This is a genomic window from Endothiovibrio diazotrophicus (assembly GCF_054657215.1).
Genome location: NZ_BAAHXB010000297.1, coordinates 1 through 604, shown reverse-complemented (window position 1 = coordinate 604; position 604 = coordinate 1). Strand labels below are relative to the sequence as shown.

Below are 604 nucleotides of genomic sequence, written 5' to 3'. Positions count from 1 at the left end.
CCGCCGGCCTATCTCCCCCATCCCGACGACCCCGAGGAGTCCTCCCGATGAACCCGCAACGCTTCGCCCTCTATGGGCTCAAATGGAACCCCTTTACCCCCGCCGTCCCCGTCGAAGGGCTCTACCTCAGCCCGCCCATCGAACGCTTCTGCCAGCGCATCGAGCAGGGGCTGATCCGCGATGGTGGCTTCGCCCTGATCAGCGGCGATCCCGGCACCGGCAAGAGCGTCGCCCTGCGCATCCTCGCCGAGCGCCTCGCCCGCCTGCCCGATCTGCAGGTCGGCGCCATCGCCCACCCCAGCAGCAACCTCGCCGACTTCTACCGCGAGATGGGCGATCTGTTCGGCGTCGAGTTGCGCCCCCACAATCGCTGGGGCGGCTTCAAGGCGCTACGCCAGCGCTGGACGGCCCACCTCGAAGGGGCCCTGCTGCGACCGGTGCTGTTGATCGACGAGGCCCAGGAGATGCACCCCACGGTGCTCAACGAGCTGCGCCTGCTCACCAGCACCGAGTTCGACTCCCGCTCCCTGCTCAGCGTCATCCTCGCCGGCGACGCCCGCCTGCTCCACAAGCTGCGTCACGATGACCTGCTCCCGCTGGGCTC

General features: G+C 69.0%; 1 protein-coding gene. It reads left to right on the top strand.

Annotated elements, in window-relative coordinates; translation table 11 throughout:
* Nucleotides 1-47: 47 nt before the first annotated feature.
* Nucleotides 48-604, top strand: a 557-nt coding sequence (locus ACYQ2W_RS26515) for an ExeA family protein (RefSeq protein WP_459874111.1), incomplete at its 3' end; no start/stop codon positions are given.